We start from the raw sequence: 12,674 nt of genomic DNA, 5'->3' as shown, positions 1-12,674 counted from the left end.
TTTCACAGGAGATCAATTGATGCGAACAATCGAACGCAAACACACCAACCCACGCATGAGCCAGATCGTTATCCACGGCAACACCCTGTACCTGGCCGGACAAGTCGGCGACCCCCTGCACACTGTCGCCGAGCAGACCCGCGTGGCGCTGGCGCGGGTAGATGCCCTGCTGGAGGAAGCCGGCTCGAGCAGGGAACAGCTACTGCAGACAACCATTTGGCTGGCCGACATGGCCGACTTCGAAGCGATGAACGCCGTGTGGGATGCCTGGGTACCGGCAGGCCACGCCCCAGCGCGCGCCTGTGGCGAGGCGAAACTGGCGGATCCGCGGCTGTTGGTGGAAATTATCGTCTGCGCCGCCCGGGCCTGATCAATCTGCGATCCCGGCGCATAACCCGATAGGATTGACCCCCAGTTCGCCTCGTCCCTAATCTGCTGGCTATTGCATGAGCACGGCGATGAACTGCGGCGCGAGGAGTTTGCGATGCCCGTCCATTCACACCTTCAGCCCTTCAAGGTCTTTCAGGTAACGGGCATGGCGCAGCTGATTCAACTTGTCCGGCCTCACACTTCTGACCGAAACGTGACGCAGCCACCATTCGATTTCACGATATAGCCCGACACAAGCCTGTTATTCCATTTGTGCAGTTTTAATTTATTTAATAGTACGTTTAAATCTATAAACGTCTTTTTAAATAACTGCCGGAGTACTCGCCTTTGAAAAAAACAGTCCTTCTACCACTGGGTCTCGCTCTGCTTGCGACCTGCTCCGTAGCACTCGCCGGTTCCACCCTCGATCGAGTGACAAAAAAAGGCGAACTCGTCGGTGTGTTGATGGAAAGCTACCCGCCCTTCTCCTTCCTGAACGATCAAAACCAACTGGATGGTTTTGACGTCGATGTCGCCAAGGCCGTGGCACAGCGCCTTGGGGTGAAGCTGCATCTGGAAACACCCTCCTGGGATGTGATCGCGGCAGGCCACTGGAGCGGACGCTATGACATCTGCGTCTGCTCGATGACCCCGAGCAAGGCCCGCGCCGAAGTGTTTGATTTCCCGGTGGAGTATTACCAGTCGCCAGCGGTCATTGTGGTGAACGCCAAGAACAATGGCATCGCCTCAGGCAAGGACCTCTCAGGCAAGAAAGTCGGCGTCATCAGCGCCTCCACCTACGAGGCCTATTTGAACAAGGATCTGGTGATCGAGGGGGCCGAGGACAAACCCCTGAAGTATCCATTCGATCAGGTCCAGGTGGCGCCCTACGACAATGAAACAGTGGCCTTCCAGGACCTTGCACTGGGGACCGGCGTGCGCCTTGACGCCATGGTCACCAACCTCATCACTGCCCGCGAACGGATTGCCCAGGACCCTCGCTTTAAAATTGCCGGCGACACCTTGTATGCGGAGCCCAACGTCGTGGCCGTGGAAAAAGGCGATGCGCAATGGAATGCCAAGGTCACGCAGATTGTTGCCCAGCTTAAAGCCGACGGGACACTCAGCAAGATCTCGCAGAAGTGGATCGGCGCCGATATCAGCCAATGACAGCCTTTGAGCCAAACCCGACAGCCGTGACTTCGGCAACCGACAGCAAGCCGCGTCGCTGGCACCCTCTATTGAGTTTCCGGGCCCGGCTGTATCTGACCTGGGCGATCATGCTTGGGTTGTGCGTGCTGTTTTTCATGAGTTTCGATCTGAAGTTCTCGATCATTCTGGATAAATGGCCGAACCTGGTCGGCCTGCGCCTGGGACCGAACGGCTTTCTGCAGGGGGCCGCACTGACGTTGTTCCTGTGCTTCTGTTCGATCTGGCTATCGCTACTGCTGGGCTTCGTGACGGCGTTGGCACGCTTGTCATCCAGCGCGGTAGCCTTCGGTGTGGCCAGTTTCTACGCCTCGTTTTTCCGCGGGACACCCCTGCTGATCCAGATACTGCTGATCTACCTGGGCCTGCCACAACTGGGTCTGGTGCCCGGGGCAATCAGCGCGGGCATCATTGCCCTCTCGCTGAACTACGGCGCCTACCTCAGCGAGATCTTTCGCGCGGGCATCATGGCCGTGGCACCCGGTCAGCGAGAGGCCGCAGCCGCCCTGGGCTTGCGCCCCACTGCGACCTTTGTGCACGTCGTCCTACCGCAAGCGATGCGCACAATCATTCCGCCGACCACCAGCCAGTTCATTTCCATGCTCAAGGACTCCTCACTGATTTCGGTCATGGGTGTCTGGGAAGTGATGTTCCTGGCGCAGTCGTATGGCCGCTCTTCCTATCGCTATATCGAAATGCTCACCACCGCCGCCGTCATCTATTGGCTGCTCTCCATCGGCCTGGAGCTGATACAGGTACGCCTTGAGCGGTATTACGGCAAAGGGTTCAAGAACCAGCGCTGAGCCCGCCCCTTCAACGACTTTTTCAGGAACGAAGATGTCCGATCAAAAACCTCTATTGTTTGCCCTCTACGAACAAGCCAGTGTCGGCTGCGGCGGTGCGCCAAGCCTCTGGACCCACCCGGCCGACGAGCGCCTGGCCATCAACTCCCTGGGCTACTGGACCAACCTGGCGCGCATTGCCGACCAGGCCAACCTCGACATGCTGTTCTTCGGCGATGTGCTGGGTTTCTACGATGTCTTTGGCGGCAATGCCGACGCCGCGATGAAGTGGGCTGTGGAAGCGCCGGCCAACGATCCGCTGATGATCATTCCCGCCCTGGCGGCGGTCACCGAGCATCTGGCCTTCGGTGTGACGGTCACCACCAGCTACGAACACCCCTTCACCCATGCCCGGCGCTTCAGCACCTTGGATCACCTGACCAATGGCCGCGTGGGCTGGAACATCGTGACCTCCTACCTGTCCAGCGCCGCCCGTAATTTCGGCCTGGAACAGATGATCAAACACGATGACCGCTATGAACGCGCCGAAGAGTTTCTCGATGTGGCGTACAAACTCTGGGAAGGCAGTTGGGCCAACGACGCCGTGGTGGCTGACAAGGTTCGTCAGGTGTATGCCCGGGGTGACCGGGTACGGCCGATCAATCACGCTGGCGAGCACTATCGCGTGGCCGGCCCGCATCTGACCTCACCGTCGCCACAACGCACACCGCTGTTGATCCAGGCCGGCTGGTCGGGTCGTGGTCGTGAATTCGCGGCCAAACATGCCGAGCTGATTTTCATCGCCAAATCCAACCCCCATGAGATTCGTCAGGGCCTGGAGGACATTTGGGCCAAGGCTCAGGCGCGCGGCCGTCAGCGCGAGGATGTGAAGTCCCTGACCGTGCTGCGGATTGTCACCGCCAAAACCGAGATTGAAGCCAAGCGCAAGTATGACGTTTTGCAAAGCAACTACCATCTTCAGGCGCAACTGGTCAGTTACGCGGGCGACACCGGCATCGATATCAGCCGCTATGCCGACAGTGATGCGTTGTCGACGCATACCGAAGGGTTGACGTCCTACGTCATGCACCCCGATGGCAGTGGCAAACCCTTGACCGCAGGCGACGTAAAACAGCGTTTTGCCAAGGTCACCCGCGGCAGCGACCTGATCCTGGTCGGCACCCCGCGACAAGTTGCTGAGCGGATCGAGGAGCATGCACGCCTCTGCGGTACCAGCGGCTACATGATCAATCCGCTGATCAGTCCCGGCTCACTCGAGGATTTCGTGGAGTTGATCATTCCCGAATTGCACAAGCGTGGCCTTTACAGAACCCAGCCACCCAGTGGGACCTTCAGGTCCAGGCTCAGGGAGGATGGCGGCAGTCACTTGCCTGATTCGGCTTATGGTGCTTCGTTCCGCTTCGACAGAGCTCTCTAGCGGAGCAGTGGCGTGCGACATAGGGGTACATCGAACGGATTACTGTACCCCTAATTTCCCTCTTAAAACGACTGGGTTCCAGCAGAACTGACTAGAGCCCAACGGAACGCCAAAACGAAAAAACCCGCCAGAAGGCAGGTTTTTTGGGAGTTCCAGAGAACCTGTAAGCGCTCTATGGAATGCAAGATGGTGCCCGAAGCCGGAATCTAATTCAGGCCAAAATTGCCAGTGTTTATTGACGAAAACCAGCAATAAGAAAATTCAGTGTACTACCTGCTGTACTATTCCGGCGCTGCTGGGCTATCGGCCAGCACGAAGAATTTTACAACCCTTCCCTACTGACACACGTTCTTCACGTACAGCTGCAGCGACTTCAAGGCTGCTTGGTCGGCGATGATTCCGGCGCGGATATCGAAAACAGTCCGTCCAGCAGTTGGAGCGAGTTCGACGGTGCCTGCATCGCCCACGCCGGCGGTGATGGTGGTTTTGGACACGTCGCCACCACTGGAACCACTTGAGCAGGTGCCTGCGATGCGCAGCCTGTGCTGAGCAGTAGCGACATCAGCACGAAGCTGGTCATTGCTGGCCTGCGAACTGCTGTAGAGCCTGCGTAGCAAATCATTTTCAGAGAGGTCATCGGATTTTTCCTGCGTAGCTTTGGCGTCGTTGGCGGCCGCGGCTTGCTCGGCGGCCTGTTGTTTTTCCACAGCCTGGCGCGCCTGAGCAGCGCCGGCGGCGGAGATCCTGGTGAGATCGGCCTGGTAGGCTGAATCCTTGTCTGCGAGCTGCTTGCCGTAGCTGTTGGCCTGCCACTCCCATGCCGCCGCTGCTCCCACGCCGATCAGCACCAGGGCGAGCGCCAGGAAACCCAGTAATTTCGCGACTTGTTCGTTCATGCTGCCACCACTCCCGCCGCGATTGCGTCAGCGCCGCAGCTACCGGTATACAGAGCGGCCTCGGCGGCGCGGCGCCGGGTCAGGCCGCGCATGGGGATCCCATTGCCCTTGTTCCAGTACTTGAACTGCGCATCGGCGCCGGCAACATCCCCGGCGTTGGTCAGGCGCAGCAGGCTGGATGGGTTGCCGTTCTTCAGCACCAGCAAGCCGTCCTTAACGCCAGCCCTGCCTGGGCCGACGTTGTACAAAAACGATACCAAGGCATCGAACTGACCCTGAGTGATCTGCGCGTTTACCGCGTCGGAGATAGTCTGCTCGCGCGACACCAGGTCAATGACGAGTTGCGCGTCAGCCTGGTCCTGTGTCCATACGAGCCCCTGGACGACCTCGGGGCCGGTATGACCCCAGCCGATCGTCCACGGCGCGCCGCCAGTGGCCGGATCTGGATAGGCTGTCAGCGAGCAACTCTCGAAATATTTCAGTACTGCGATGCCGTTGGGTGATGTCTTCATGTTTTCTCCGCGCACAAAAAAGCCGCCCGAAGGCGGCGTATTGGCAATGGTCATGGGGCTGGGGTGGGAGGTGGCGGGTTTTCCAGGGCAGTGAGGCGCGCAGCGACGTTGCCGGGCAGCGTCTCGATCGCGATCTCGACCATGGTGTCCGCATTTTTCAAGACACCTTCGTGATACACGACGTTGAACGGTGGGTCTGGTTGCTTCACCCACTCCCATGTCCCAGTTGATCGAGCAAACCAGTCCCCGAATCGATCGGGCCGAGTTGTGGGCCACTGCTCAAGCATTAAAATCCAGCCTGGCGCCAGGTCGGTTAACGGCTGGTCGTCCGGTACCGTGCAAACTTGTACTGTGTCAACATTTCCATAGCAGATCATCACGCACCACCTTGGGTTGGAGTTACTGGCCATTCGATTGTTGTGGGGAATCCAGGCTGCGCCGAAACTCGGCTAACTGAAACTCTGTACTGTTTCCAGAGTTTCAGGCTTGCCGTGTCGTCAGCAGTCGCGGTACCAAGATCAACAGCATCCTGCAAGGGGGCAATACGTAAACCGGCATCGGCCAACAGCGAATCACGCTGCGCATTGGCGGAGGACAGTATTTGCTCAGGTGTCGGAGCGGAGGCTGCCTCTTGTGCGGAGCGGATGGCAACTAACTCATCATCGCTTAGCAACACTAGATCGGCCCTAATGTAATAATCTTGCGAGCCATCTGCCTCATAGGCAAACACTTCGTTTGTTTGTCGATCAATATAGTATTTCATTATCGCTCCCATTATCGGAGTTCGTTCCAGAAAGAAATTGTCGCGTTGTTAATCGCAACACTGTACGTCGCCCCAGGAGGAATGATTACGTTCATATAGGCATTCATGTTGCTAGCGCCTGTAGTTTGAGCAGGAATTGAGATGTGCGTAGTCCCGGCAACTGTAGCTGTAATACCAAAACCACCAGAACTGCCAGTGTTGGCCGCAGTGATTGCTATGCATATAGGACGACTGGTAGTGTTGGTGTATGTTGTGGATACTGCGCGACTAGCTGTTACGTTGGTCCAGGTCTGCCCGATACCGATTCCTGACTGATCTACCGCATACCAGTTCCCAGCTCCGGTTGAGGCAAGAGTGACCCAGGAGCCAAACGGCAGTGCAAAAGTAGTCGCAGTAACTGGGGCGACAATTGCGTCGGACCCTGCACACACTACAGTCATGGTGCCGGCCCCGAAATTCCAGAGCTTAATCACAGTTTTTGCTGGCATCGTGCTACTGAGCGGCAGAGTAGCGTTAAATGAGCTGGCGCTATTCCCGAGAATCATAGCTCCCGCATGGGCCGCTGCGGTAAGTGTTGTATTCCCGGTCAGTGAGATAAGGCCACTGAACTGAAACCCGACACCCTCAACGAAAGCTGTAGTTGCAAGATTTGTTGAGTTATCGAACTGTGCCTGCGTTGTACCGGTAGAGTTAGGTAGCTGATCAAGTATGACGAGATCGGTGCCGTCATATACAACGTCTGAGGTTTGGCCGCTTGCGATAATCGCCGCAATCTTACTGCCCGATGATGTGTATTGCTTGAGGTTCTTCACACCCAGACCGGATATGTTCAGCGTCGGAGTAGTGCCCGCGGCATTAAACGTCACCTGAAAGCGTTGATTCACGGCATAGGCGGTGATGGCCGGCACCGGGGTCAGCGTGAACGCGGGTGCGGTTCCGGCGGTCGTGAACGCGGTCAGGGCCTGGGTCTGGATCTGGCCGGCGTTGGTGGCGTGCAGGCTTTTGGTAGCCCCCAATATCTGAGAGGCACCGCCCAGGGATTCGATGAGAACCCACGCGCCGTTGCCACCATTCACCCCTGACTGCACCAGGTACATCAGCACAGCAATACCAGCCGGCATTTCTCCACCTTGAAGTGGCTGGAGCGCAAGACCGTAAACCGGTTTCGCCGCCAGGCCGTCAGGTGCGTAAGTAGATGCCCCTGTGTTCGCGTTCGCGATGTTGACTCGCTGCGAGTAGCCAGACGTCGTCGGCAGCGCGGCAAGCGGCGGGGTATTAGCCGCTGCGTAGGTGTTGGCGGTGCCCGTGTCGGTCAGCACCGTGGTTTGCCGGCCGGCGGCACGAATGGCGATCAGCAGATTCGCTTCGAGTGTGGCGGTCGTCCCGTCATCGGTGGCGTTCTGCCCAGACTGATCGACGATGAACTGAGCCAGAGTCGACGCAATGATTGAGGCCTGGCGCCATGCCTTGTTGAGCTGTGGTGATGCAGCGGTACCCGATGAAAACCCATTCTGACGTGCCGTTAGAGCCAGGTAATCCGTCTGGGTCATCACATTGGCGCCCACGGCGGTGCCGAACGGCAAAAAGTCATTCGTTGGCATATAAACCCCGATTTATGAATAAACGGTGCCCCAGGCTCCCTGATCGAAGCCGGCGACATATTGATTGGTTACGTCGAACCCGAAGAGCGGAGCGTCTGCCGAAGGGACGATGTAGTAGTTGATACCGACGCTTTGCGGCTTGATCGGAATGTGGCCGCCGGTGAGCAGCGCCAGCTCTAACGCCGTGGGCTGCTTGCCGACTAAGCCGATGGTGATCGTCATGTCCTGGTTGTCTTGGATGAACACCAGTGTGTCGCTGCTGAACACCAGATCGAGGATCGCCTTTGACTGCCCAAGGGTGCCGTCCCACTGGTTCGCGCCGATCTTTGCGCGGATCAGCGTCCGGTAAGTGTCATTGTCGAGCGTCGTGATACCGGTTGACGGGTCAAACGGCCCCTGCCACGCCCCCTGATCAAACCCGAGCCCCGCCGTGTCCAAGGCGAAATAGACATTCGTCAGCGGCGTATCGACGTTCCGTGAGATCCCGACCCACGCCCCGACGTTGTCGAGCTGGGCGTCTACCGCATTGTCCAAGTCAAAGACGGCCGGCAGCGCTGCCGTGGCCAGGTTGGCATCAAGGAAGCATTGCGCCACGACCTGGACCATGGCCATGAACTTGGGTTTGTCGGCGTGCCGGCTGGTGATCTTCCCGGTGTAATCCGTGATGTCTGCCATGGTTAGGTCACCGTCAGGACGACGCTCGCAGGCGTGCAGGAGGCAGCATGGTTGAAGGCCAGCGGAACGTCGGGGGCTCCAGCGCCACCGGGGCCCGTAAGCGTAAAGGCCATGATCTTAAATGTCGCACTACCCGACACGCCCTTGGCTGCCGCAATGGCGTCGTCCCATTCAACTGCTCCGCCTCCTCCCCCGCCGATGGCCACCTGGTTCACATAGTCGGAAACGGCCTGCTGAACTGCAGCGCCGATGGTCGATGTGTACCCGGTGAGGGCCTTCAGCGAAATCGCGACGGTTATTGCGTCATACGTCGGCCGGAAATAGCTGATCGTAATCGGCATGCCATAGACGTTCAGTACGGTGATAGAGGTCGTGCCGTATGTCCCGCCACCGGGCCCCTTCTTCGAGGCGATGGCCGTAGCGATGGCCGTAGCGTCACCGCCCTCGACCACCATCGCCAGATGGTTTCCGGGAATACCATTCGCGTCCGTGACTTTGGTGTCGTTGTCATATGCGACGTAACGGGTCACCCCGGTCACCACAGCTACCGCTCCGATGGTTCCCTCAAGAACCGTTCGCGATGGGAGTGCCGTCGACGTCGCCTGGCGGGCCCGCAACGCTGGGTCAGTCTCAACCGGAGCGCCTGGCGTAGCATCGCTTGGGTTGCTGACGCTCTGCCATCCCCGGGTGGCCGTGATGATCTTATTGATTTGCCCAGCCGTAGCCGAAATTGCTCCTGCCGTTGCGCACGTCGCTGTAACGGTGATCGTCCCTGCCGGCGGGATAGTGACCGTGGCGGGCAGCGTCCAGTTGTTACCGGCCTGGTCCTGCACAATTCCGTTGGTGATGACTGTGCCGGCCTGCCCGATGCAGATCACATCGGACTGAGAGTTGCTTGGTACGGCCCGGGCGATCCCGTTGATCTTAACGTTGCTCGACAGTGCTGCTTTCTGGGCCGTGCTGGGCGAGAAGGACAGATAAGCGCCAATCGTTGCCGCGTTCGCGTCACTGATCGCCAGGGCCCACACGGCCAGGGCTTGGCCGTCCTGAGAGTCCGGCTCAAGGTAGATATCGGCGCCGTAGATTGATCGATACTGGGACTGCAGGTAAGCAAGGACCTGGGCATACGTCGGCGCGGTGATCCCGGTCGGCGTGATAGTCGCGGCGGTTGGTGAGGTCATTTATGGCGTCCCGGTAATGGTCGTCGTCCCGTAGGCGGTGGTGACCTCGGCTATCGCGGTGAACTTTCGTGTGTCGGGGTCGACGCTGCTGTCGTAGCTGTCGATCTGCACCATCCCCTGGGTGCCGAGGATTCGCTTTTGCACGGCAGAGTCGCGGGTCGCTACGGTGCGTTCCCCCAGCACATCAGGCAGCCAGGGCATGCCCTCGGTCTTGTCGAGGAACCACTCGCCGGCATCCAGCGCCAGGCGCGTGTCCACGGCCTGGGCCACTGCCTCGGGGATGTCGATCAGGAAGTCGGCCTGCTGGTGGCCGAAGGAGTAGTCGCCGTTGGCGTCGAGTTTTCGATAGCGCATGTCAGCCGCCCTTTACCGTAGTGGTCATGTGGCTGTCCGCCATCTGCTGATTCGGGACCCCGGCCCCGCCGGATGCGTGCGTGTGGCTGTTGAACAGCGCCTGGAAGGCCGACGTTACGAACCTGAGCAGCGTCTGGCCGGCCGCGCCAAGATTGATGATTGGCGCGGTCACATTTGCCGAGGCGGTGGATGTCACGCTGACGGGTGCGGTGGTGGTGATGTTGATCGCATGCGTGGCCGCATTGACCTCAACGAACGCCAGGCCATCGTCGGTGCGCAGCTGGGCCGACGTGGTGCTGATGCCATGGATCACCCGTGGCAGCGAGCTGAAGCCCAGCAGGGCAAACCCGTCCGACATGTCGTGCATGCGCAGCTCTGGCTGGACTTGCACGCCACCCGATTGCCACCAGGCGTCGATGCAGCGGGAAGAGAACACAACCAGGCACTCATCGCCATGGCCTACCGGAAAGGTCAGCGTGACCCCACCACCGCGCGGAAACTGCACCGGGCAGTCCACCAACAGCGGCAATTCAACTATCGTCACAGCGCCCGTCTCGTCCCGCACCTGGCCGTTGATTGCCGGCTGCACTGTGCAGGTCATAGAATCGGGGTTGTCGGTATTGAAGGACTGAATTATCCCCGGGATGGCGGTGTGAATCTTCGACTGCCAGGCACCAAGGGCTACCGTCAACCCAACAAGGGGGTCGGTCATCCGCTCGCGAACATCCATGAGGAACCACCATGAAAAGATTGATGTTGATTGGGGCGCTGCTGATCCCGACCCTGGCGAATGCAGAGACAGTTTTTGTTCAGCAGGCAAAAGGGCATCAGTGCGTCGGGGACAAGTTCCCAATCTCGGCACCGATGGAAGTTCTTTACGCTGATCGCGCGTGCAAGTTGCCACTGGCGCACGCCAGGGACATGAGGGCTTATCAAGTGAATATCCGGGCATCGAATGAGCCCAGCAGAAAGCATCCTGCAGTTGCTATGGATGGCTGCTGGGGCAGGCTTGCCGGAAATTTCTATGTGGTAGTCCGGGAAGACGGGAGTCAGGCAACTATGCCGCCGAACGCCTATGTGACGGCCTCATTGTCCGGAGACGGAACGGCTACCGTAACCAAATCCCCAAACCAGGGAACTGCCTTTGCTCAGGCTATGGAGATGTGCCCCTAGCCATATGGCTTGACGGGGCCAACAGGGCCGACGCCCCCAGTCTGAGGTAGAAGACCGAGTGGAATAGTTGAGTCGATCGCCAGGCATATCGTGTCGGTATACCACTCGCTCCCGCGAGTGTCGCCGTAGAAATCGACAACAATCGCCTTATAAAAACCGTCATCCGCTACATTTGCTTGCTGAGAGACAAATGCATTGCTTGTCCCAGAATTAACGCTAAGCCCATAGCGATATAGCTGGATACTCGCATTATCAATCTTCAGCTGTTTTCCTATTCGAATTCCCGGGTTCAATAGCGTGCGAACGGTAATACCGTTTTGCGTCTGCTCGGGTAGCCCGATCATTCCGGTTGCGGCAGAAATAACAACCGCTTCACCAGGCAAATAGGCGTTGTTAGGAATAAGCGTCAGCTTACTGTCCTGAATACTCCAGCTCACGTCCTGCGTTTTACCCAGGGTATCGAGAAAGTCTCGCGCCATCCCATAGAAGACCTTCCCACGAGCCAGCTTGCTGGCCGACAACTGTGGTGCATACCCCAGGGTTACCCCGCGAGAGGCCATCGACCCCAGCGCCTGCTCCAGATGATCCTGAGCGGTTGATCCGGCAGCCAGCGTCACATTCATCACGGCGAAGTTATAGGCGCTGTCGCCATCAGCGGCAGTGATATCGATGTAGGTATCGGTCTGGCTTTCGCGCCCACGCCGAACCTGCTTGATCGTGCCGTCGAAGATCGTGCCATAGCTCCCGGCATATCCAGCCTGGAGCACGACGCGTTCGAACTCTTTCTGGATTCGCTGGACCGTGTCGTCATTCAGGTTGTACACCCGGATATCGGCAGAGTTTGGCGTCCTGAAGTCTCCACGGCGCACAGCGAAACGAATGCGCATCTCGGAAAGATCGATAGCATCGTCAGCATCGCCGACCTTGAGGCTGATTTGGCGCAGGTACTGGGGTACGCTCATTCACTTGACCTCTGGCCTATGGATGTTTTCGAAAATGGATAGAACCCAAATCGTCATAATCGGCGTGCTGATTTTGCTATTTGTTGCCTGCACCTCATTGATTGCGAAACTGAAAAAGCCGCGAATCGAAGCGGTGAAGGCTCCTAAGCAGCCAAGTTTGGTGGTGGTGGCCAGGAAAAGAGCTCGTTTAAGCGATCCTGACTATCTGGAAAAGCTCAAGGAAAACGCCATTGCATCATTCCTAGAGACAAAGGAGAGAGCCCTATCGATTGGGAGCACCCATTACATTTGGCGCTCTTGTGACGATGGAAGCGTCTGCATCGTGTGCTCGACGAACCACGGCAGAAAATTTCGCTGGGATCATCCGCATCATCATGGACATCCTGGCTACGGCTGCCGCGCCCATGACGGCCATTGCCGTTGCTACGCCGAACCGGTCATTCCGAATTAGGCCGTGTACCAATACAGGTGGGAGCCGATCCCGAGGTTATCGAAGGTCGGCACCGCATCCGGATCTGCGGTGGTCTGCACCCACAGCACACCGGTGAAGCCCAGGTAGGCGTATTGCTCCAGCAGGTTGACGCCGGTCACTAGTGGAATGCCTTGGATGATCTGGTTATTGCTGGCGTCGGCGATATCAAGGATCCAGCCAGCGCCGTCGGCATTGCGCCATTGCACGGTCATCCGGTAGTCGGTGCCTGATAGTGAAACGGTGAAGGTCTGCGGGACTGGCGTGAGCGGGATTTCGAAGTTGGCCAT

The 12,674-nt window shown here is 58.3% G+C and carries 17 protein-coding genes; 6 read left to right on the top strand and 11 right to left on the bottom strand.

Features of this window, described 5'->3' with window-relative positions; translation table 11 throughout:
• Positions 1-19 precede the first annotated feature (19 nt).
• On the top strand, positions 20-370 hold the full coding sequence (locus tag AC07VG_RS11265; protein WP_495001615.1) for a RidA family protein: 351 nt from the start codon (positions 20-22) through the stop codon (positions 368-370).
• Between the two features lie 126 nt (positions 371-496).
• Here the strand turns inward: AC07VG_RS11265 and AC07VG_RS11260 are convergent, their stop codons facing one another.
• Entirely contained in the window at positions 497-604 is a 108-nt protein-coding gene (locus AC07VG_RS11260; RefSeq protein WP_495001784.1) for a hypothetical protein, read from the bottom strand.
• 113 nt (positions 605-717) lie between these two features.
• On the opposite strand from AC07VG_RS11260, the gene AC07VG_RS11255 reads away from it, so the two are divergent.
• Genes AC07VG_RS11255 through AC07VG_RS11245 form a run of 3 tightly spaced genes read left to right on the top strand, consistent with a single transcriptional unit; the run spans position 718 to position 3,798 of the window.
• Entirely contained in the window at positions 718-1,539 is an 822-nt protein-coding gene (locus AC07VG_RS11255; RefSeq protein ID WP_495001614.1) for a transporter substrate-binding domain-containing protein, read from the top strand.
• Positions 1,536-2,381 (top strand): amino acid ABC transporter permease, encoded by an 846-nt coding sequence (locus AC07VG_RS11250; protein ID WP_495021090.1) that lies wholly within the window; start codon positions 1,536-1,538, stop codon positions 2,379-2,381. Before AC07VG_RS11255 ends, AC07VG_RS11250 begins: the two co-directional genes overlap by 4 nt.
• Before the next feature lie 34 nt (positions 2,382-2,415).
• Positions 2,416-3,798, top strand: a complete 1,383-nt coding sequence (locus AC07VG_RS11245) for an LLM class flavin-dependent oxidoreductase (RefSeq protein WP_495001612.1) — start codon at positions 2,416-2,418, stop codon at positions 3,796-3,798.
• 335 nt (positions 3,799-4,133) lie between these two features.
• Here AC07VG_RS11245 and AC07VG_RS11240 read toward each other — a convergent pair whose 3' ends face one another.
• From AC07VG_RS11240 to AC07VG_RS11205, 8 genes are all read right to left on the bottom strand, one after another.
• Positions 4,134-4,694: a lysis system i-spanin subunit Rz gene (locus AC07VG_RS11240; RefSeq protein ID WP_495021089.1), complete on the bottom strand. Its 561-nt coding sequence runs from the start codon at positions 4,692-4,694 to the stop codon at positions 4,134-4,136.
• The gene (locus AC07VG_RS11235) at positions 4,691-5,260 is read right to left on the bottom strand and encodes a lysozyme (protein WP_495021088.1); all 570 of its coding nucleotides are present in this window, start codon (positions 5,258-5,260) and stop codon (positions 4,691-4,693) included. Before AC07VG_RS11235 ends, AC07VG_RS11240 begins: the two co-directional genes overlap by 4 nt.
• 322 nt (positions 5,261-5,582) lie before the next feature.
• The gene (locus AC07VG_RS11230) at positions 5,583-5,969 is read right to left on the bottom strand and encodes a tail fiber assembly protein (RefSeq protein WP_495021087.1); all 387 of its coding nucleotides are present in this window, start codon (positions 5,967-5,969) and stop codon (positions 5,583-5,585) included.
• Positions 5,970-5,980: 11 nt separating this feature from the next.
• Positions 5,981-7,570, bottom strand: coding sequence for a hypothetical protein (locus AC07VG_RS11225; RefSeq protein WP_495021086.1), 1,590 nt, complete (start codon positions 7,568-7,570; stop codon positions 5,981-5,983).
• A 12-nt stretch (positions 7,571-7,582) separates the two neighbouring features.
• Positions 7,583-8,245, bottom strand: a complete 663-nt coding sequence (locus tag AC07VG_RS11220) for a DUF2612 domain-containing protein (protein ID WP_495021085.1) — start codon at positions 8,243-8,245, stop codon at positions 7,583-7,585.
• Between the two features lie 2 nt (positions 8,246-8,247).
• A complete protein-coding gene (locus AC07VG_RS11215; protein WP_495021084.1) occupies positions 8,248-9,426 on the bottom strand; it encodes a baseplate J/gp47 family protein in 1,179 nt (392 codons plus the stop codon).
• Entirely contained in the window at positions 9,427-9,780 is a 354-nt protein-coding gene (locus tag AC07VG_RS11210; RefSeq protein ID WP_495021083.1) for a contractile injection system sheath initiator, read from the bottom strand.
• A gap of 1 nt (position 9,781) precedes the next feature.
• Positions 9,782-10,510 (bottom strand): Gp138 family membrane-puncturing spike protein, encoded by a 729-nt coding sequence (locus AC07VG_RS11205; RefSeq protein WP_495021082.1) that lies wholly within the window; start codon positions 10,508-10,510, stop codon positions 9,782-9,784.
• Positions 10,511-10,521: 11 nt separating this feature from the next.
• On the opposite strand from AC07VG_RS11205, the gene AC07VG_RS11200 reads away from it, so the two are divergent.
• Positions 10,522-10,953 carry a hypothetical protein gene (locus tag AC07VG_RS11200; RefSeq protein WP_495021081.1) on the top strand — a complete coding sequence of 144 codons (432 nt, stop codon included), beginning with the start codon at positions 10,522-10,524 and terminating at the stop codon, positions 10,951-10,953.
• On the opposite strand, the gene AC07VG_RS11195 is transcribed toward AC07VG_RS11200, so the two are convergent.
• Positions 10,950-11,915 carry a phage protein gene (locus AC07VG_RS11195; protein WP_495021080.1) on the bottom strand — a complete coding sequence of 322 codons (966 nt, stop codon included), beginning with the start codon at positions 11,913-11,915 and terminating at the stop codon, positions 10,950-10,952. The two genes, AC07VG_RS11200 and AC07VG_RS11195, sit on opposite strands and share 4 nt — an antisense overlap.
• A 34-nt stretch (positions 11,916-11,949) precedes the next feature.
• On the opposite strand from AC07VG_RS11195, the gene AC07VG_RS11190 reads away from it, so the two are divergent.
• Complete coding sequence (locus tag AC07VG_RS11190) at positions 11,950-12,366, top strand: hypothetical protein (RefSeq protein ID WP_495021079.1); 417 nt, start codon at positions 11,950-11,952, stop codon at positions 12,364-12,366.
• On the opposite strand, the gene AC07VG_RS11185 is transcribed toward AC07VG_RS11190, so the two are convergent.
• Positions 12,363-12,674, bottom strand: coding sequence for a phage baseplate plug family protein (locus tag AC07VG_RS11185; RefSeq protein ID WP_495021078.1), 312 nt, complete (start codon positions 12,672-12,674; stop codon positions 12,363-12,365). The two genes, AC07VG_RS11190 and AC07VG_RS11185, sit on opposite strands and share 4 nt — an antisense overlap.

It is taken from the genome of Pseudomonas sp. GW821-FHT03C07 (assembly GCF_059420925.1).
Note: the sequence above shows the minus strand (reverse complement) of the source record. Positions and strands in the feature narration are given on the sequence as shown.

Coding starts and splice junctions, on each gene's coding strand:
- AC07VG_RS11265 (WP_495001615.1), top strand. CDS start 20: ATGCGAACAATCGAACGCAAACACACCAACCCACGCATGAGCCAGATC.
- AC07VG_RS11250 (WP_495021090.1), top strand. CDS start 1,536: ATGACAGCCTTTGAGCCAAACCCGACAGCCGTGACTTCGGCAACCGAC.
- AC07VG_RS11245 (WP_495001612.1), top strand. CDS start 2,416: ATGTCCGATCAAAAACCTCTATTGTTTGCCCTCTACGAACAAGCCAGT.
- AC07VG_RS11240 (WP_495021089.1), bottom strand. CDS start 4,694: ATGAACGAACAAGTCGCGAAATTACTGGGTTTCCTGGCGCTCGCCCTG.
- AC07VG_RS11235 (WP_495021088.1), bottom strand. CDS start 5,260: ATGACCATTGCCAATACGCCGCCTTCGGGCGGCTTTTTTGTGCGCGGA.
- AC07VG_RS11230 (WP_495021087.1), bottom strand. CDS start 5,969: ATGAAATACTATATTGATCGACAAACAAACGAAGTGTTTGCCTATGAG.
- AC07VG_RS11225 (WP_495021086.1), bottom strand. CDS start 7,570: ATGCCAACGAATGACTTTTTGCCGTTCGGCACCGCCGTGGGCGCCAAT.
- AC07VG_RS11220 (WP_495021085.1), bottom strand. CDS start 8,245: ATGGCAGACATCACGGATTACACCGGGAAGATCACCAGCCGGCACGCC.
- AC07VG_RS11215 (WP_495021084.1), bottom strand. CDS start 9,426: ATGACCTCACCAACCGCCGCGACTATCACGCCGACCGGGATCACCGCG.
- AC07VG_RS11210 (WP_495021083.1), bottom strand. CDS start 9,780: ATGCGCTATCGAAAACTCGACGCCAACGGCGACTACTCCTTCGGCCAC.
- AC07VG_RS11205 (WP_495021082.1), bottom strand. CDS start 10,510: ATGGATGTTCGCGAGCGGATGACCGACCCCCTTGTTGGGTTGACGGTA.
- AC07VG_RS11200 (WP_495021081.1), top strand. CDS start 10,522: ATGAAAAGATTGATGTTGATTGGGGCGCTGCTGATCCCGACCCTGGCG.
- AC07VG_RS11195 (WP_495021080.1), bottom strand. CDS start 11,915: ATGAGCGTACCCCAGTACCTGCGCCAAATCAGCCTCAAGGTCGGCGAT.
- AC07VG_RS11190 (WP_495021079.1), top strand. CDS start 11,950: ATGGATAGAACCCAAATCGTCATAATCGGCGTGCTGATTTTGCTATTT.
- AC07VG_RS11185 (WP_495021078.1), bottom strand. CDS start 12,674: ATGGCCAACTTCGAAATCCCGCTCACGCCAGTCCCGCAGACCTTCACC.